Annotated in this window: 15 protein-coding genes; 5 read left to right on the top strand and 10 right to left on the bottom strand. The window is 44.9% G+C overall.

What is annotated here, in order from left to right; genetic code table 11:
- Positions 1-241 precede the first annotated feature (241 nt).
- Entirely contained in the window at positions 242-2239 is a 1998-nt protein-coding gene (locus AC1YY3_RS00540) for a cytochrome c peroxidase (protein ID WP_482194233.1), read from the bottom strand.
- A 32-nt stretch (positions 2240-2271) separates the two neighbouring features.
- Between AC1YY3_RS00540 and AC1YY3_RS00545 the strand changes: the two genes are divergently transcribed.
- A complete protein-coding gene (locus AC1YY3_RS00545) occupies positions 2272-5526 on the top strand; it encodes a DEAD/DEAH box helicase (protein WP_481823690.1) in 3255 nt (1084 codons plus the stop codon).
- A gap of 141 nt (positions 5527-5667) precedes the next feature.
- Here AC1YY3_RS00545 and AC1YY3_RS00550 read toward each other — a convergent pair whose 3' ends face one another.
- Both AC1YY3_RS00550 and AC1YY3_RS00555 read right to left on the bottom strand, forming a co-directional pair.
- Positions 5668-6318: an exosortase system-associated protein, TIGR04073 family gene (locus tag AC1YY3_RS00550; protein WP_481823689.1), complete on the bottom strand. Its 651-nt coding sequence runs from the start codon at positions 6316-6318 to the stop codon at positions 5668-5670.
- Positions 6319-6374: 56 nt separating this feature from the next.
- On the bottom strand, positions 6375-8660 hold the full coding sequence (locus AC1YY3_RS00555; RefSeq protein ID WP_481823688.1) for a Tex family protein: 2286 nt from the start codon (positions 8658-8660) through the stop codon (positions 6375-6377).
- 153 nt (positions 8661-8813) lie between these two features.
- Here AC1YY3_RS00555 and cobO point away from each other — a divergent pair, with 153 nt between their 5' ends.
- The 4 genes from cobO to AC1YY3_RS00575 all read left to right on the top strand — a co-directional run bounded on the left by cobO (position 8814) and on the right by AC1YY3_RS00575 (position 11749).
- Complete coding sequence (cobO, locus tag AC1YY3_RS00560) at positions 8814-9350, top strand: cob(I)yrinic acid a,c-diamide adenosyltransferase (protein WP_481823687.1); 537 nt, start codon at positions 8814-8816, stop codon at positions 9348-9350.
- Positions 9351-9577: 227 nt separating this feature from the next.
- Positions 9578-9970: a hypothetical protein gene (locus AC1YY3_RS00565; RefSeq protein ID WP_481823686.1), complete on the top strand. Its 393-nt coding sequence runs from the start codon at positions 9578-9580 to the stop codon at positions 9968-9970.
- Between the two features lie 322 nt (positions 9971-10292).
- Positions 10293-10649, top strand: a complete 357-nt coding sequence (locus tag AC1YY3_RS00570; protein WP_481823685.1) for a cold shock domain-containing protein — start codon at positions 10293-10295, stop codon at positions 10647-10649.
- Positions 10650-10693: 44 nt separating this feature from the next.
- Positions 10694-11749 (top strand): AI-2E family transporter, encoded by a 1056-nt coding sequence (locus AC1YY3_RS00575; protein ID WP_481823684.1) that lies wholly within the window; start codon positions 10694-10696, stop codon positions 11747-11749.
- A 66-nt stretch (positions 11750-11815) separates the two neighbouring features.
- On the opposite strand, the gene AC1YY3_RS00580 is transcribed toward AC1YY3_RS00575, so the two are convergent.
- The 7 genes from AC1YY3_RS00580 to AC1YY3_RS00610 form a co-directional block, all read right to left on the bottom strand.
- Positions 11816-13492 carry a lytic transglycosylase gene (locus tag AC1YY3_RS00580; RefSeq protein WP_481823683.1) on the bottom strand — a complete coding sequence of 559 codons (1677 nt, stop codon included), beginning with the start codon at positions 13490-13492 and terminating at the stop codon, positions 11816-11818.
- Positions 13493-13690: 198 nt separating this feature from the next.
- Entirely contained in the window at positions 13691-13921 is a 231-nt protein-coding gene (locus AC1YY3_RS00585; RefSeq protein WP_481823682.1) for a hypothetical protein, read from the bottom strand.
- A 134-nt stretch (positions 13922-14055) separates the two neighbouring features.
- A complete protein-coding gene (locus AC1YY3_RS00590; protein WP_481823681.1) occupies positions 14056-15075 on the bottom strand; it encodes a glycosyl transferase family protein in 1020 nt (339 codons plus the stop codon).
- A complete protein-coding gene (cyoE, locus tag AC1YY3_RS00595) occupies positions 15072-15959 on the bottom strand; it encodes a heme o synthase (protein WP_481823680.1) in 888 nt (295 codons plus the stop codon). Before cyoE ends, AC1YY3_RS00590 begins: the two co-directional genes overlap by 4 nt.
- Before the next feature lie 26 nt (positions 15960-15985).
- Positions 15986-16447, bottom strand: coding sequence for a hypothetical protein (locus AC1YY3_RS00600; protein WP_481823679.1), 462 nt, complete (start codon positions 16445-16447; stop codon positions 15986-15988).
- The gene (locus AC1YY3_RS00605; protein WP_481823678.1) at positions 16422-16892 is read right to left on the bottom strand and encodes a hypothetical protein; all 471 of its coding nucleotides are present in this window, start codon (positions 16890-16892) and stop codon (positions 16422-16424) included. The genes AC1YY3_RS00600 and AC1YY3_RS00605 overlap by 26 nt, the downstream gene beginning before the upstream one ends.
- The gene (locus tag AC1YY3_RS00610) at positions 16889-17713 is read right to left on the bottom strand and encodes a TIGR04255 family protein (RefSeq protein WP_481823677.1); all 825 of its coding nucleotides are present in this window, start codon (positions 17711-17713) and stop codon (positions 16889-16891) included. Before AC1YY3_RS00610 ends, AC1YY3_RS00605 begins: the two co-directional genes overlap by 4 nt.
- Positions 17714-17779 lie beyond the last annotated feature (66 nt).

Genomic DNA, 17779 nt, shown 5'->3' on the forward strand with positions numbered 1-17779 from the left:
TTGAGTATTTTTACTCTGGCAATTAATTACAAATGGTTAACTGGCGCTTGCGGGATAACTCCGTCCAATGCAACGGAAAACGGCAAAAAACAGCCAAGGTATTATAAAAATGGAGCGATAAATACGTATTCCAGCCGAATATTGCCTTTTAAGGCGAATGCCTATTCAAAAAAATCGGCATTTGACCATTCAACCAAAGTTTCTGCTGTGCGTGCAAAGGTCTCTATATGTACTAGCCAAGTTATTTATCTCTATCCCCAATCGGAGCGGCAAAAGCATCAGAAATCAATTCTTCGGTATTGTCTCCCGTTAACGATTCCAAAAATACGGTGAGATCGTCTATTTCCGTGCTGGTAAGATGTAATGGCTTGATTAAAGGATCAAGGTTTTCATTAGCAATTCCACCGCGATTATAGAATTCAACGACTTCCCGCAAGCTGGTGATACTGCCATTGTGCATATAAGGTGCGGTCAGTTGCACGTTACGCAAGGATGGTGTTTTGTAACGCCAGCGGTCTTGCGGGTTTTGGGTGACTTCGTAGCGGCCTAAATCGTTGGCTTTGGGTTCGGCAACAGAAGCTATTATTTCAGGTGCAACATCGACATAAACGCCTGGTGAGACCTGAACTCGCTGCGCGGGTTTAGTTGTTTTGTCGGTCATCGCATCCGCATAGCCTAGACCTGTGTTATGCAGCTTGTTGTTGGTAAATAAAGCGTATTCCTTGTTAATTGTATGGCATTGGCTGCACCCCGCTTTGCCGGTAAATAATTGCAAGCCGCGCTGGGCATTGGCAGCTAGGGCTTTGCTGTCGTTACCATAATACCAACGATCAAACGGTGAGTTGGCCGAATTCAATGCACGTTCGTAACTGGCTATCGCCATGCCAATGGTTTCCATGCCAGGTGGTTTGCCGAATGTCTTTTCAAATAAGCCATCGTAATCGGTGCTGTCTTTTACTTTATCAATGACGTAACCGATAGAAGGGTTCGCCATTTCATTGTGTGCCAATAATGGCCCCCAGACCTGTTGCTCCAAGGTGTTTTCCCGGCTGTCGTGAAATAGCGATTTCATATAAGCGACGTTATACAAGGTTGGGCTGTTGCGCCTGACGGTACGACCCTCAACGCCAACGGCAGTTGCCATCTCATTACTGGTAAAGCCTTGTTCGGGGATGTGGCACACGCCGCAGGAAAACGTATTGTTAATGGACAGGCGGCGGTCATAAAACAGCTTTCGCCCTAAGCTGATTTTTTCTACTGTGATGGGGCTGTCTTCTAGCACAGGAACGGAAGGCAATCCCAGCGGCGCTTGAGTTATGGTTTTCTGTAAATCAGCGGGTTGCCCTTTGCGTCGAGCCAGTGCTATCGAGTTGGTTTGGTAATCTTTGTTTTGGTAATCTAATTTATTATCACCCGCGCCATACAAAGTCGATTTATCAAGGTTGTTTGGGGTGGATTGTGAAATTTTCGCTTCCGGTTGTAGTAACGTCTTGATGTCACTGATAAGCGTATCAGAATGCAGCAATTCCGTGTTGTAGATATTGCGTAGTTGTTTGTGCTGATCGATCAAGTAAACCCGTAAGTTATGATTATAGGTATTGGTGAACTTTCCCTTAGCATCATAGATTTTTTCTGTGGTCTGCTTATAAGCCTTCAATATCGGTTGGAGTTCCTTTTCTGATTGGGTCGTCAGGAAGTGCCATTCAACCCCTTTGCCCTCCAAAGTTGCACCGTACGCCTTCATCCGCTCCGACGTATCATGTTCTGGATTAAAACTTAAGGTGATTAACCGTAACCGACTTGCCAAGTCAGGTTCTTTTTCCAGCCTATTTTTGATTTTATGGAAGACTGCCGTTGCCAACGGGCAACCGTTGATGTCGCTGCAAGTCGAATAGATAAAACTCAGCAAGACGACTTTATCAGGATTGCCCATCAAATTGTGTAAGCTGGTCGCACGGCCTTCGCTATCCAACACATTCCCGTCACTGGCTAGGCCTAAAGCAGGTAGCTTATAAGTGCCAGGTATGGGTACGGTAAATTTTAGATCACTGTATCCTGGTGCAAGCGGTTGTGCGGATTGCTTAATGTCTGCATTTGCCTGTGGCAAAGCAAAAACTGCGAATACCAGAAAAAATGTCTCGTACGCTTTCAAAAGTTTATCTGTCTCCACATCAGTCCAACTGGCAAGTCCAACGACCACGCTTTTCATGCCCACATTGTAGTGCCATCTATTGTACAATAATCGGTTATTCCAAACTTATTGCACCCGTTATGACCAACGAAAAAAAATTGCTCCGCTCCGACATCATTAAGGAATGTGGCGCAAGTTTTTATGATCGCGGTAAACAATACTACGAAACAGGGCTGGTGGAGCAGTGTAAAGTCACCAGTGAAGGCGCACTTTTCACCCAATTAAACGCAACCGTCGAAGGCAGTGCCAGCAGCCCGTACAAGCAGAATATACGCATCGTCTGGCGACCTGACTTTCGCTCTGCCGAGATCGAAGGCAGTTGTTCTTGTCCTGTCGGTTATAACTGCAAGCATGTAGTCGCCGTTTGTTTGACCTACCAAGGTGGTGGCCTTGAGGAAGTGCAGAAAAATTCGGGTGCAAGTTGTTTTCTATGGTTAGACAAAATGCAGCAACCGTCCGTTGCTCCAAAAAATGACAGCGCGGAAGAATTTGTTGCCTATGTCTTGAAGCCTGCAAAAGTCAAAAACGAGTTGACGATTGACCTTATTGTTACTAAAGAAAAAAAATTCGGCGGTCTTAGCAAAGGTCGTAAAACCAGTTTGCAAAATCTGCGCTACAGCTTTTCGTATTATTCTTATGTTAAACAAGAAGATAGCGAACTCATCAAAATCATTCTCGCATTGGATAATTCTTTCGGTGGAGAACCTTTGGTTACCGGCTCTATGGGTGCTATCGCCCTGTCAAAATTATTACAAACAGGCCGATTGTTCTGGCAAGATTTGGACGCGCCAGCACTTAAACTCGGTGCTGCCCGTACTTTGCAGTTTGATTGGCAACAGACCGATAAAGGCGATTACCAATTATATATCGCTATCGAACCTGCGGCATTGCCAATATTGATTGATCCACCGCATTACCTGGATGCCGAAGAAGGCACAATCGGTGCATTTACGTCAGCTAGCATTAGCCAAGAACAACTCAGAAATCTGCTTACCGCACCGCCTGTACCGGAAAAGGTTGCCGATGAATTCAGTTATCGACTGACGGTAGAACACCCCGAACTGCCCTTGCCGCCACCCAAAAAAGTTGCCTTGACGGAAATTTTGGATTTAGAACCCATTCCTAACCTGATTTTGTTTGGGGAACAGGTCAACCCTAAGCAATATGTGCATTTCATGCAGGTAAATTTCAAGTATGGCGATTGGTTGCTACCCGCTAATGAGCTTAGGGACTATAACGTAATAAAAACAGCCCAGGGCTTGGCACGAATCAAGCGGTCGCTTGAAGAGGAAAACGCGGCTATTGCTCGACTGGTTCGGCTGGGCTTTACGTCAGCACCTGCTATAGCAACAGTATCTAAAGAACTCGTGCTGGGCAGTTACGCAAAATCCTCAGTGGAAAGTGCGACCCGCTGGGGAAATTTTCTGGAAACCGTACTGCCAGAATTGCAAGAGGGAGGTTGGTCTGTTGAATTCCGAGACAGCTTTTTGCTGGATTTTCAAGCCGTAGACAATTGGGATGCTGAAATCAGTGATAGCCAGAATGACTGGTTTGAAATGCGCTTTAATATCGAGGTTGCTGGGCAATCAATACCGTTATTGCCATTGATTATGCCCGTACTGGAAAATTATGATCTGCACAATCTGCCAGAATTACTGAATATCCCAGTCAGTGATTACCGCTATCTGACTATCCCAAGTGAAAAAATAAAACCGTTTTTGGCGATTTTATTGGAGTTATTCAGCGGTAGCAGCTTGGACAAAAACGGCTCGCTAAAAATATCCCGCTTTAATGCTGCCAGCCTTGCCGAGATGGAAGCGCACAGCTACGGCCTATTTTCGATAAAAGGCGGTGAGGAACTTAGAAAACTGGCGCAAAAATTGAGGGATTTTAAAGGCATAGCCGAAGTGCCTGTACCTGAAAATCTCCGCGCAATCTTACGGGATTACCAAAAACTAGGGCTAAACTGGCTGCAATTTTTGCGGGAATATTCATTCGCAGGGATACTCGCCGACGATATGGGGCTGGGCAAAACTGTACAAACCCTGGCGCATCTATTGGTAGAAAAGCAAAGTGGACGGATGAAAAATCCCAGCTTGATTATCGCCCCGACCAGCTTGCTCAGTAATTGGCGACGTGAGGCAGAACGCTTTACGCCAGACCTTAATATGCTGATTCTGCAAGGTACGGAGCGTAAGCAATTATTCTATAAAATCAGGGATTACGATCTGATTATGACCACTTATCCCCTGCTACCCAGAGATGAAGAAACGCTGCTGGAACACCAATATCATTATCTGATCCTGGACGAAGCCCAAATCGTCAAAAATCCACAGTCCAAAGGCGCGCAAATCGTGCGCCAAATCAAGGCCAGCCATCGGCTGTGCTTAACGGGTACGCCAATGGAAAACCATTTGGGCGAACTCTGGGCGCAATTTGATTTCTTGATGCCGGGCTTTTTAGGCAATAGCGCGGCGTTCAAAAAACTGTACCGCACGCCCATCGAAACCTTCGGCAATAGTGAGCAAAAAGTGCGGCTATCGCAGCGCGTTGCGCCGTTTATGCTGCGCCGTACCAAGCAGGAAGTCGCGTCAGAATTACCAGCAAAAACCGAAATAATTCGCTCCGTGCCGCTGCTTGAAAAACAGGCCGCGTTGTATGAGAGCATCCGCCTGACGATGGAAAAGAAGGTTCGCGATGCCATTGCCGAACGCGGTCTTTCGCGCAGCCACATCACCATCCTCGATGCGCTGCTGAAACTGCGGCAAACCTGCTGCGACCCACGCACGTTACCGTTAGAGCAAGCACAGAAAATCAATGAGTCCGCCAAGCTGGACCTACTGATGGAAATGTTGCCTGAAATGCTGGAAGAAGGTCGGAAAATACTGGTATTTTCCCAATTTACCCGCATGATTGCCCTCATCGAAGACGAACTCAACAAGCGGTCTATCGCCTACAGCAAGCTGACCGGGCAAACCAAAGACCGCGATGCCGCCATCCAGATGTTCAAAAGCGGCGAGGTTGATGTGTTCCTGATCAGCCTGAAAGCGGGCGGTATCGGGCTGAACCTTACCGAAGCCGATACCGTGATCATCTATGATCCCTGGTGGAATCCCGCCGTAGAAACCCAGGCCGCAGACCGCGCCCACCGCATCGGGCAAGACAAACCCGTGTTTGTCTACAAACTCATCACCGAAAATACCGTAGAAGAAAAAATGATCGCTATGCAAGACCGCAAACGCGCCCTGGCGGACAGCATTTATACCGAAGGTGCTAAAGAGGAGTCTTTGCAATTGACGGCTGACGACCTTACGGCTTTGTTTGAGCCTTTGTGAGCTTGGCTAGACGGGCATATTCCCAGTCCCTGGAGTTTTAAGAAATTCAGCGTTTTACAGTACTTTTTGGTATCACATAAAAAAGGCAGAAGTCCTATGAGAACGTTCTGCCTTAAATGACAATTATTAAAACCGGATAATTTACTTTTGCATTTCTTGCTTAAAATAAGCATCCAGATTCTGGTTAGTTTGATCGGAATAGTGCTGTGTTTGGTCATCAATCGGTGCAATAACGGCAACTGGTCGTGGCGGTGGAGCTACGTAAGGTTCTATCGGCGGATTGTCAACTAGCCGGAATACCTGACCGTAGGAGTTAGTTTTGTCGAAATCATCCCAAACATATCTTGGTTGTACGATAGGCTTGGTGGGCAGTGGTGCTGTGACTAAATCCGTAACACCCGTCATGATTCTACCTGTAGCATTGAGTGCGCCACTAATAACACCACCAAATATGCCGTAAACGATGTTGTCGTCGGGATCGCTGTTAGTGTCGTTACTGTTGTTATTACTGCCGTAATTGTTACTGTAATTATAGTTAACCTGATTGATGATACTTTTAGGTAACTCTAGTGGGCCAGTAACGACATTAGTGAAACCATTCAAGGCTTTATCGCCGACTTGTCTGATGTAACGATCCTCCTCCATGTTTTTTTGGAGCGCAAGCTGGCGTTTGAGCAACTGTTCGTTTTGCAACTGTTGCTGGTAATAATCAGCCGCCGCAAATGTGGGTATTTGCGCCAGTAACAAGGTCAAGAACAGCGTGACTATCGCGATTTGTCTGAATGGGGTCATGTTGAATCCTGTAAATCAGTTTTTGATAAGGATCAGTATAGCAGAGCTTTTATTATTTACCTTTTCAAAGCTTTGGCAAACGCATTCGCCATCGGACTTTGGGGCTGCGCTGCTTGCTGCTTAGGCTTATGGACAGCTTTTTGCGCGGGTTGTTCAGGTTTTGGTTTATGTTCCTCAGGTGAAACTTCTGATTTCATTGATAAGGAGATACGTTTCCGTACAACATCAATCTCCAGTACCCGCACGTTGACAAAATCACCGGTTTTAACGGCATCCCTGGGATCTTTGATGTAGGTATCCGAAAGATGCGAAATATGCACTAAGCCGTCCTGATGTACGCCAATATCGACAAATGCGCCGAAATTAGCGACATTTGTTACCACGCCATTCAACCTCATGTCGGGTTCTAGGTCAGATATTTTTTCTACACCGGATTTGAATTCAACACTTTTGAATTCTGGCCTTGGGTCACGTCCTGGTTTTTCCAACTCCTTTAAAATATCGGTGACTGTCGGTAAGCCAAAGTTTTCATTGGTATATTTCGCTGGATCAAGATTCCGCAGTATTTGGCTTTGCCCTATTAAATCACGGATGGATTTTCCGGTATCTTTAATGATGGCTTCGACAACTGGATACGCCTCTGGATGCACTGAGGAAGCATCTAATGGGTTAGCTCCATTCATGATACGCAGGAATCCTGCCGCCTGTTCGTAAGCCTTATCGCCCAGGCGCGGCACTTTTTTGAGCTGTTTGCGGTCAGAAAAAGCGCCATTTTCATTGCGGAAAGCAACGATATTCTCGCTCAAAGTAGACGATAACCCCGATACTTGTTTGAGCAAGGCGACCGATGCCGTGTTAACGTCCACGCCCACGGCATTCACGCAATCTTCTACGACATTATCCAGCCCGCGGGCTAACTGGGCTTGGTTGACATCGTGCTGATACTGTCCAACCCCAATGGCTTTTGGGTCGATTTTAACCAATTCTGCTAACGGGTCTTGTAAACGTCTGGCAATGGATACCGCGCCACGTATTGAGACATCCATGTCGGGAAATTCTTTTGCCGCCAGTTCCGATGCCGAATAAACCGAAGCGCCGGCTTCTGAAACGGTAATTTTCCTAAAGTTAAGGTCTTTATGCAGCTTCATGACATCGGCAACCAGTTGATCGGTTTCCCTGGAAGCTGTGCCGTTACCGATGCTGACCAGATCAACTTTGTGCTGCTGAATCAGTTTGGCTAAGGTGGCAATTGACTGATCCCATTGGTTTTTAGGTTGGTGAGGATAAATAGTTTCGGTAGCCAATACTTTTCCGGTCGCATCGACAATGGCGGCTTTAACTCCGGTACGAATGCCTGGATCTAGCCCCATCGTGGCTTTTGCACCAGCGGGTGCAGCCAACAGCAAATCTTTTAGATTGCTGGAAAATACCTTGATGGCTTCCAGTTCGGCGGCTTCCCGCAAACGCAGCTTTAAGTCCAGGTCTATCCGCGTGAACAACTTGATTTTCCAGGCGTAACGCGCTGTTTCAGCCAGCCAGGCATCGGCGGGTATACGGTTATCGGTAACCATCAAACGGCTTGCAACAAGCTGGGTGCAATAATCGTGTCCAATTTGTTCGTCCTGTTCTGGCAGCAGGTTGAGCGACAAGATGCTCTCATTGCGACCACGGAATAAGGCCAAAGCGCGATGCGAAGGGATTTTATTGATCGCTTCTTTGTAATCGAAATAATCAGTAAATTTGATGCCTTCCTGTTCTTTTCCTTTAACAACAGTGGCATGGATTAAGCCTTTTTGCCAGACGTGTTCCCTAAGATTAGCCAACAGCTCTGCATCCTCAGATAGTCGTTCCATAATGATTTGCCGTGCGCCTTCCAAAGCGGCTGCGGCATCTGCAACGCCAAGTTCGGCATTGATATAAGCGATGGCTTGCTGCTCTGGAATAACAGTCCGGTCATCCAAAATAGCATCAGCTAATGGCTCTAGCCCAGCTTCCCGTGCAATTTGGGCTTTGGTGCGTCGTTTGGGTTTGTAAGGTAAATACAGGTCTTCCAACAATGTTTTGGTATCAGCAGCTAGAATGGCAGCTTCCAATTCTGGCGTGAGTTTGTCTTGAGAGAGAATGCTGGCAAGAATGGAATCTCGTCGATCATTGAGTTCGCGCAGATAGCCTAACCTTTCTTCCAGATTCCGTAATTGCGTGTCGTCAAGACCACCCGTTACCTCTTTTCGGTAACGGGCAATAAACGGTACGGTAGCTCCTTCGTCGAGTAACAATACAGCAGCTTTTACCTGTCTGGCGTTGATCGATAATTCTTCGGCGAGTCGTTGTATTACATCCATTTCATTAATCAATCAGTCGGCAGGTGGGCATTGTAGCAATATGTAATGAGATAAAAAGGCTTTTCGTGTAAGCTTTCTTTAACTTGTCGGCGTGGTTTAACTTGGCGCGTTGACAAGGAACACTGTTGTATCTGCACAATACCATAGGACGATATGAAAGCAAGAGATAGACGGCACGGATTGGTCGTAGTTAACACTGGCGAAGGCAAAGGCAAGTCGTCCAGTGCCTTGGGCATGGTGTTTCGAGCCGCAGGCTGGGATATGAAAGTTTGCGTTATTCAGTACATTAAGGGCCAATGGCAAACTGGGGAACAAAAAGCCGCGACGCACTTCGACAATATCGAGTGGCATGCACTGGGCGATGGTTTTACCTGGGACACCAAAAATCCAGAGCAAGACATCAAGACCAGCCGCGAAATCTGGGAATTCAGCAAGCAAAAAATCCTGTCCGAAGAATTTGATGTTGTCTTGTTAGATGAAATCAATTATTGCTGCGGCTATAACTGGATTAGCGGCGATGAAATCGCCGATTTTATTCTTAACCATAAGCCGCGTTGGCTGCATTTAATTATGACGGGGCGTAATGCTGCTCCCGAAGTCATTGCAGTTGCCGATACCGTGACTGAGATGACCAAAATCAAACATGCCTACGAGCAAGGCATTATGGCGGAACAAGGCATTGAATTCTGAACGGTTTGAATGGTCGCAATAGCTGTGATGTAAGGTGCAAAACGGAGCATCATGGTTCTAAATTTACCGAAGAATTTGGTACGGACGGCGGTAACTTCATCAATCCTTGATCTAAATCAACTAATTCAGCAGTTTCATTATCAAGCTTGATTGCTGTAGTTGAGTAATAGGCATAGAATCCAAGTGTGCAATCAGACAAATCGTAATAATCATAATGAGGTAGCAAAATGTCAGAAGAAGAAACAAAAGAAAAAATGTCGGAAACCACTAAGTTAGCGATAGCCATCGTAGGTGCAATTCTGGTGGGATTCGCACTGGTTGGGCTTAATAATCAACAATCAACCGAACAGAAAGAATCATCGGCTATGGTCAGGAATTATTTTAACTTGCAAACTATGGCAACCGAAGCCTGTCCCAAAGCCATCAAGGACGCAACAGGGGAGCAGGTGTATTTCCCGTCAGCAACGGAAAGCGATAAAGATAGCTATATCACCTTGAAATGGGTGGGTGAGAATAAAGCTGGGTTTAAAAAAGCCTCCTGCACCATAAAGTCGGTAATGGGCGGTATTTCCGAGTTAATTATTGATGATAAGGCCATCATTCAGAGAAAATCTAAATGACTCAGTGCTGAATTATCCAAAGCATCGGATAATCAGCATTCTAATTAGGAAATCTTCATTCGTTTGGGTGGTAGAACTTTGAATGCATTTTATCATGCTATTCAAGGGGCAACTGCTCAAATATTGACTTGCAATCAAACACGGGTACAACATGAATGGACTCATAAAATAAATCCGCGTTTTTGAAGCCGTGTTATATGGGCATCTCGCAAAAACGCCAAGATAGCTAACAAAAGACAATTCAAGCTTACCTTCCTGGATCAGCCAATGTTGGTCAGCGCAGTAACAGCCAGTATCACAGACCTATAATTAAATTATTTTTATGACAAAACCAGTATTAAAAGGGGTTTTAAAAACGTGGAAAGAAGACCGAGGGTTTGGCTTTATTACCCCCGATAACGCAGGCAGGGATGTGTTCATACATATCTCCTCTCTCGGAGACACAGCGCGTCGTCCCGTACCTGGCGACATTATTTATTATCAAGTAGCAAGAGATAAGCAGGGCAAATTCAGGGCTGTCAATGCCAGTATTGAGGGCGTTAACACGCAACATTCCAATACAAACAGCGCTAATAAAGAAAAAACCAGTTTGAAATGGGTTATAGCAGCAGCACTGGGTTTGTTGGTTATAGCTTCGGTAGCAGGGTTTATGTATCTTCGTGCTAGTGGATTAGTTTAAAAACTAAACCCGCACACGGGCAAAATGGCTTAGGATTATTGTCGATGACCGATTCACAAAAATGGCTGGTGCTGGCATTGATCGCATTCGGCGGTTGGCTGGTCTATTTATTGTCGCCCGTGTTAATGCCGTTTGTGTTTTCCGCCATTCTTGCCTATTTAGGCGATCCGCTTACCGACAGGCTAGAACAGCGCCGCTTATCCAGGACTCAATCGGTACTGGTGGTATTTTCGGTCATGTCACTGGTATTTGCGCTGGTGTTATTCCTGTTGATACCACAACTTGAAGTCCAGATTACCAACTTCCTGGGCAATTTGCCTGCTTATGCCGAAAAAATAAATGGTGTTGTCTTACCTTGGCTGGAACAGCGTTTTGGCATCACACTCAAGCCTGTCGATATAAACGAACTCATCACTCTCGTTAAAAATCATTGGCAAAAAGCCGGTGGTATCGCCGCTACCACGATGAGTTCGCTTTCGCATTCCGGTGGCATCATCGTTGGTTTTTTGATGAACTTGGTGTTAATTCCCGTCGTTACCTTCTATTTGCTAAGGGATTGGGACATTCTGGTTGCCAAGATTTACGGTCTGTTGCCAAGAAGGATTACGCCCACCACGGTTAAACTTGCTGGCGAAGTTGATACCGTGTTATCGGCATTCCTGCGTGGGCAGTTCTACGTTATGTTAGCGTTAGGCTGCATTTACAGCCTGGGGCTTTGGATAGTCGGACTAGATTTAGCCTTATTAATCGGAATGCTGGCAGGACTGGTCAGCTTCGTACCTTACCTGGGAGCTATCGTTGGCATAGTAGTTGCTTGTACTGCTGCGCTGGTGCAGTTTCACGAATTAACCCAGTTGATGCCTGTCGCCGTGGTATTTTTGATTGGTCAATCGTTGGAAGGCACAGTACTAACACCAAAACTGGTCGGTGACAAAATCGGTTTACATCCTGTTGCGGTGATTTTTTCCGTGATGGCGGGTGGTCAATTATTTGGATTTTTGGGGATTTTGCTCGCCCTGCCTATTGCCTCTATCATTATGGTATTCTTGCGACATGTGCATGATATTTATCGAGATAGTGCATTTTATGGAAAGGGGTGATTGCAATATAACGCAGTAGCCTTCGCTTACGCAGACATATTCACGCTCAACACTGACTTATCGAATCTAAAGAAGTGGATCAAAATCACCCGTTATTCCCTTAAAAAGCACTGATACTTTAGTCTTTTTTACGGTCGTGACTGCTGCCAATTGTTTGTGCGGAATCAACAAACGTTGTCCCAAAGAGATTGTTTGCCGACGTTTAAGCTTATTAATTTCGCGTAAGGCTTCTTCACTCACTCCGTGATTTTCTGCAACCGCTTTTAGCGACTCGCCTTTATCAAGATAATGCACGGGCAGGTAATCTTCCCCTGTCGTTTTGGCTATTTTTGCCTCATTAGCTGTTGATTTTGGCTTAATGCTAATCTCTGCTAATTGCCTCGCTGGGGAAAACCATTGTTGATCTGCATTCGGATTAATCGCCAAAAATGGCATCTGGGTTTTTGACCAAGTAGGCTCAGAAAATAGTGCCAACTCCTCGAAAAAGTGTAATGCGGATTTTTCCTCATCTTTATGCGATTGCGCCATAAAAGCCAAACTCTGGTGTAGCACATTAGCATTGCTGATCGGCATCAACAAACTAAATGATTTGAACTCCGGCAGAGTCGCTTTAAGGTAGGCCGAGTTCAATGTACTAAACTGATCTGGATTAAAATCAGCGAGCTTGGCAACTGTCCGTAAACCCTTGTTTTCTAAATGCTTAATATCGGTTTCATGGTCGATATGCACTTTAATAAAATACGTTTCATTGACGACAGGTCTTAACTTCAAACCGTAAGTACTCGGATTTGAAAATATTCGTGCCAGTGCTAATAATCTTGGTACGTAATCTTGCGTTTCCGCAGGTAAGTCTAGCGACCAATAGTCACCCCCCAAGCCTGCCGCGACATTGCGACTGATTGCCGCATCCACTGTCCCTGGTCCAGCATTGTATGCGGCTAACGCCAATAGCCAATCACCCCGATAATGATCCCGCAAGCCAGACAAAAACCTAACGGCGGCGTGAGTTTCTGCCACCACATCCAATCTGGCATCGTATTCTTCCGTCTGCTGTAGACCGAATTCTCTGCCGGTACTTGGAATAAACTGCCAAATACCCGCCGCCTGAGCGGATGACAGTGCGGTAGGTTGATATGCGCTTTCAACGATAGGTAACAACGCCAAATCCATTGGCAGATTGTACTTGCTCAAGGAATCGACTACGTGAAACAAAAATGGTCTGGCACGTTCAGCAACACGCTGTAAATAATCCCGACCATAGCCATTAACCTGCCTGTCAATTCTGGCATAAGCTGCATTTTGCCGGATGCGACATTCCTCAGCCAACTGCATATAACGGGCTGACAAAAACCGTTTTCTAACCAAAATTATCACCGTACTTTTGTTAAAATCAGCACAACCTTTGATGACTAATTGGGAGTTTTCTGTGTTGACATTGTTTTTACCTATTGATGTTCCTGACATTTGATCGGTTATAACCAATTCTTTATTATCAGGATTTTTATACAACTCAGGATGTAATCCCAAGCGAGTACGGATGCGCTGCACCGATGCCGACTTAAAAAGTCCACTTTTTTTAGCGGAATCTGTTTGGGCAATATTGTTATCAGTATTCTTAAGTTTTCGTCTTAACAGCGAATTTTGGGGTTCTTTAGATGTCAGTTTCAAGCGACCTAATGGGGTGTAATGGCTATCGGGATCAGTGCTACCTGCTAGCTCACCCTTACTATTTTTACGAGGCATCAACACTTGCCTCATCCTGGATTTTTCAGATGAAATGGGTTCACCATTATTACTCGGTTTTTTAGGAATAATAACCGAAGTCAAACGCCCCGTTTTCTCATTGCTTGCGCTATTACCTGATTGTTCTGTGGTAGTTTGATTGATCCGGTTAAGCGCAGCACTTTGTGGTAATTGTGCTAATTGCTCTGAACCATAAGGCTAAGGTTCAGGAATGGGAATTTTTAAACCGTAGCGGATTCTATCCCAAACATCGCCGGAAGCCGCTTTGGACTTGGCTTTTTTTCCTTTGCTTCGACCATGAGACTTATGCCCTTGACGTGAACCGCTTTTGCTGGATTTTGTTCCCGATGAAGCCGCAATCGAATCGTGGCAATTAAATGAAACGGTAAGACCAATAAGTACAATGAGGGTTATCTGTAATAAGCGCATGATTTCCTTTTTTATTCAGCCTTAAGGAAAAGGCTGATTTTAACCACAACATATTAGATTCATCGAAAAATAAGCGATTTGCGTAAAAACCCCAAATAAAATCGACAACTACAACCCAGCAAAATCAAATCGGCTTATCCAAACCGTTTTTTATCCCTTTCTAGCCAATAGTCTGTTGCTAATTTTTGTGCTTGCTCCTGGCTATCCGCTTTACCCAGCAATTTCAGGGCGACCGCCGCCGTACCAATTATCGATGCCTCAGCAAATTCATCCTGGCTTTTGCCTTGCCAAACCAAAGCCAATAGTTGCGGCTCTAAACTCTCTGCTCTGACATGCCGATGCGAAAAAAGTGCCGGCCAAGTTTCATCAATTAATTCACCGTTGTGGACGCTTTGCACCAAGCACTCCATATCGGGATTACGTTCAGTCTCGCCGCCCTCGCCTTTTAGTGCAGCAGCGTGAGGTTGTTGTAACAAGGCGGCAGCTTGTTGATGTACTGATCGGTACGAAGGGTGAAAAATTCCCTGAATGCTATATTGGGCATTGAACGGATTTAACAATTTTACCAAGGTATGCACGGGCGAACGCAAACCTAAAATGGGTCGTAATTCGATTATCTCATGTAGCTTAGGACAGATTTGCTCCAGAGATAAATAACTGAAATATTGCTCTGCAAGCTGTGTTTTGGCTTGTTCAACAGTTGTTGCAACTCCCAATCCGAGATAAGCCAACACATTTTGTGTATATAAGCGACTGCTTGATGGCCCTTGCGAACCGTGCATAAACACTTTGATGCCATTTGCGGCCAATAACAACGCAGAAAGCAAAAACCACGGCAAATGCCGTCTTTTACCTGCATACGTAGCCCAATCCAGATCGACCAACGCGCTATCGCCAGCCAAATGACAAGATTCTCTTGCCGCCAACACAAAACCCGCCAGTTCTTCTGGCGTTTCTTCCTTAACGCGCATTAACATCAAGAAGGCACCCAATTGCACAGGTAACACCTCGTCAGCCAGAATCATCTTCATGGCGTTATAGGCTTCATCCTGTGTCAGCGCTCTTGAACCCTTTTTGCCTTTGCCCAGTATCCTTATCGTTTCTGCAAAAGGATGCTCAGGATGGGGCGTTTGCAGATGGTGTGAGAAGGTCATAAGGTCAGTCGGACATAATGGTCGATTAACAGCGCAGCGAACAGAAGCGTTATATAAATGATCGAAAACCAAAATGTTTTCATAGCAGTTTTAGCATCTTTATTCCGCATCATCAACACGGCAAAGTAGATAAATCCGAACCCTAACAGCAATGCAGAAACCAAATAAATCAGTCCGCTCATCCCCGTCAAATACGGCAATAAGGTGACAACGAGCAACAACACGGCGTAAAGCAATATCTGCAAACGGGTAAATTCCGCTCCATGGGTAACAGGTAGCATGGGAATATTAACCAACGCATATTTTTCTTGCCGTGCAATAGCCAACGGCCAAAAATGCGGTGGTGTCCACACGAAGATAATCAATACCAGCAGCAAAGCATAGGGATGGACTTCGCCGGAAATTGCACACCAACCCAGCAGGGGCGGCGTTGCGCCAAAAGCGCCACCAATGACGATGTTTTGGGGGGTAGCCCGTTTAAGCCAAAGCGTGTAAATAATCGCATAACCGAATAAGGACACAAAAGTGAGGACGGCGGTTAGCATATTGACCTTCAACATCAACACCAGCATCGAAGTCACACCCAATACCGCAGCAAAAGCAATGACATCTGATGATTTCAGATAATGCTGGGGCAAAGGCCGATGAGGATTGAGGATGCCGTCTATTTTTTGGTCGATTAGGTGATTAATTGCCGCCGCCGAAGCCGCCGCCAAGGCAATCCCGACGATGCCGTAAACAACCTTATCCAACGGCGGCATCCCAGGAACCGCCAACAACATGCCCACCACCGCCGTAAACAGCATTTCCGCCACTACGTTGGGTTTGCAGAGTTCTAGGTAGCTTTTCCAGGATGAGGGGATGGTTGTGGTTTGGGTTGTCATTAAACTGGCGTATTGTATCGAGAGTTTTACTGGATAGATACCTTTTCAATAGGAACAAACCAGCTACAAAGTTGAAACAACCTTTTCTTTTTGGCCTTAGAAAAGTTACCCCAAACTTCACCGTGGTAAGGATTATCTTGAAGGTTGGGTTGATTTAAAATGGGATCGTATCCGACTTTGAAGCCTTCTTCTCGAAGTTGGCAGGCAATAAATCGAATTGAGCCTATAAAAGGTGGGTTCGTTACAAAATCTGTAGCAATAAGACCAGCTTCTTCTATTTGGCTCTGTAAATCTACAGATAATCCACCATTGTGTCCCGACGAAGGCTCAAACAGTGAAGAAGAAAGACGATTGCCCTCAATTTTCGGATCAAAAATAACGTGCTGCTTTGATGCCCTTCGAATTATTCCGTCGTTTGGCAGAATTCCTTCATGGTCATGGGGAATGACAACCCCATTCGCATCACGCGGCGGCGGATTCAGCGGCAACTGGCGACTCCGTAATCGCTTTTACCCATTCGGCAACTTTGGAAAAATCATTTTTTAATTGTAATTCTTCACCTTCCGAGTCGTCCTTAACGTGCCAAAACCAAGCATTAACCTTATTTGGCTTTTCAACATGCAACTCTAAATCACCATTTAATGTATGCCACTCGACCTGAAGGTCACCCGAATAACCTGGAACGATTTGCGGGGCTTCAGTGTTCCATTTACATATTTTTTCAAGCATATTTAGAGTAAATAGAACATTTTCTAAGCTTACTGCTATACCTTGATAGCCATCCCATCCGATTTCTAGCCGAATAAGTTCCTCAAGACGCTTAATGGTTTTTTCTTGCCATACGTTATTTTTTTCTGACAGTGTAATTCTTGGGCTTGGCTCAATTTTCTTTGAAGCCTTACTTGGAAATTGGATCGTGTTGGAAGCAATCATTTTAACCTACCCCATTTTTCATGCGCTTTTTCTGTAGTTAGCTCAGAAAATCGACAAACAATTAAATCACGTCCTTTTTTTATGAATTCAATTGCTGAATTAATAGTGTTGCTTTCGGGCGCACCTCGAACTGTAAATGTACACAATATCATACAGTTAGATTCTTTTGTAATTCCTAACGATGTCTCACAAACTAATCGACCAATTGGCTTATTATCATTATTGTTTATAACTTCACTAAAGCGTAAATTGAAATCATCTAACATCATTTTCTCATCGCTAATGAAATTCAGCCAATCTGAAAAGTTTGTAATTCCATTAATACCTACGATATGGTTTATATAGCTTATTTCACATTGGTTAATCTGGAGTTCTTGAGTTTCTAAACTATTAACATAGTTTTGAAATTTATTTAGTTCCCCTTCGAATCGTTGAATCATTGACTCAAACCGAGGATATTGATTAGCTTGGTCGCCGATCTTACGCCAATTGTGCAAAAGCCTATTTTGCTGGAATTGGATTAATTCATCACCATTCTTGTTCAAAAACCAATATCGGCTATGCAATAAACTTCCAACGCCAAAATTTAGGTGATTAATAATTGTACCTTGCGAAGGCAATCCAAAGACTTCGAAAGTTGGTTGAAGCGGCATCTGTTCTTGAACAAGCGGATAGTCCTCACGAAACAGATCCCACACCTTACCAGCCAAAATTTGTTGATAACCGTTGGGTTGACTAAACTGAACGCCTAAAACAACCTCATTTAACGGAGGATTATTGAAGTCTGGTAAATAATCTGGTCTATTTAAGGTATCAGGCACAAGCTATTTCTAGTTAAGAAAAACACAGTAGACAACATTTTACATAAATAGTTGACTTAATTATAG

The organism is Methyloglobulus sp. (genome assembly GCF_964779595.1).

Bases quoted from the DNA above. Each gene is read 5' to 3' on its own strand.
- AC1YY3_RS00545 (WP_481823690.1), top strand. From the start codon at position 2,272: ATGACCAACGAAAAAAAATTGCTCCGCTCCGACATCATTAAGGAATGT.
- AC1YY3_RS00550 (WP_481823689.1), bottom strand. From the start codon at position 6,318: ATGACCCCATTCAGACAAATCGCGATAGTCACGCTGTTCTTGACCTTG.
- AC1YY3_RS00555 (WP_481823688.1), bottom strand. From the start codon at position 8,660: ATGGATGTAATACAACGACTCGCCGAAGAATTATCGATCAACGCCAGA.
- cobO (WP_481823687.1), top strand. From the start codon at position 8,814: ATGAAAGCAAGAGATAGACGGCACGGATTGGTCGTAGTTAACACTGGC.
- AC1YY3_RS00565 (WP_481823686.1), top strand. From the start codon at position 9,578: ATGTCAGAAGAAGAAACAAAAGAAAAAATGTCGGAAACCACTAAGTTA.
- AC1YY3_RS00570 (WP_481823685.1), top strand. From the start codon at position 10,293: ATGACAAAACCAGTATTAAAAGGGGTTTTAAAAACGTGGAAAGAAGAC.
- AC1YY3_RS00575 (WP_481823684.1), top strand. From the start codon at position 10,694: ATGACCGATTCACAAAAATGGCTGGTGCTGGCATTGATCGCATTCGGC.
- AC1YY3_RS00580 (WP_481823683.1), bottom strand. From the start codon at position 13,492: ATGCCTCGTAAAAATAGTAAGGGTGAGCTAGCAGGTAGCACTGATCCC.
- AC1YY3_RS00585 (WP_481823682.1), bottom strand. From the start codon at position 13,921: ATGCGCTTATTACAGATAACCCTCATTGTACTTATTGGTCTTACCGTT.
- AC1YY3_RS00590 (WP_481823681.1), bottom strand. From the start codon at position 15,075: ATGACCTTCTCACACCATCTGCAAACGCCCCATCCTGAGCATCCTTTT.
- cyoE (WP_481823680.1), bottom strand. From the start codon at position 15,959: ATGACAACCCAAACCACAACCATCCCCTCATCCTGGAAAAGCTACCTA.
- AC1YY3_RS00605 (WP_481823678.1), bottom strand. From the start codon at position 16,892: ATGATTGCTTCCAACACGATCCAATTTCCAAGTAAGGCTTCAAAGAAA.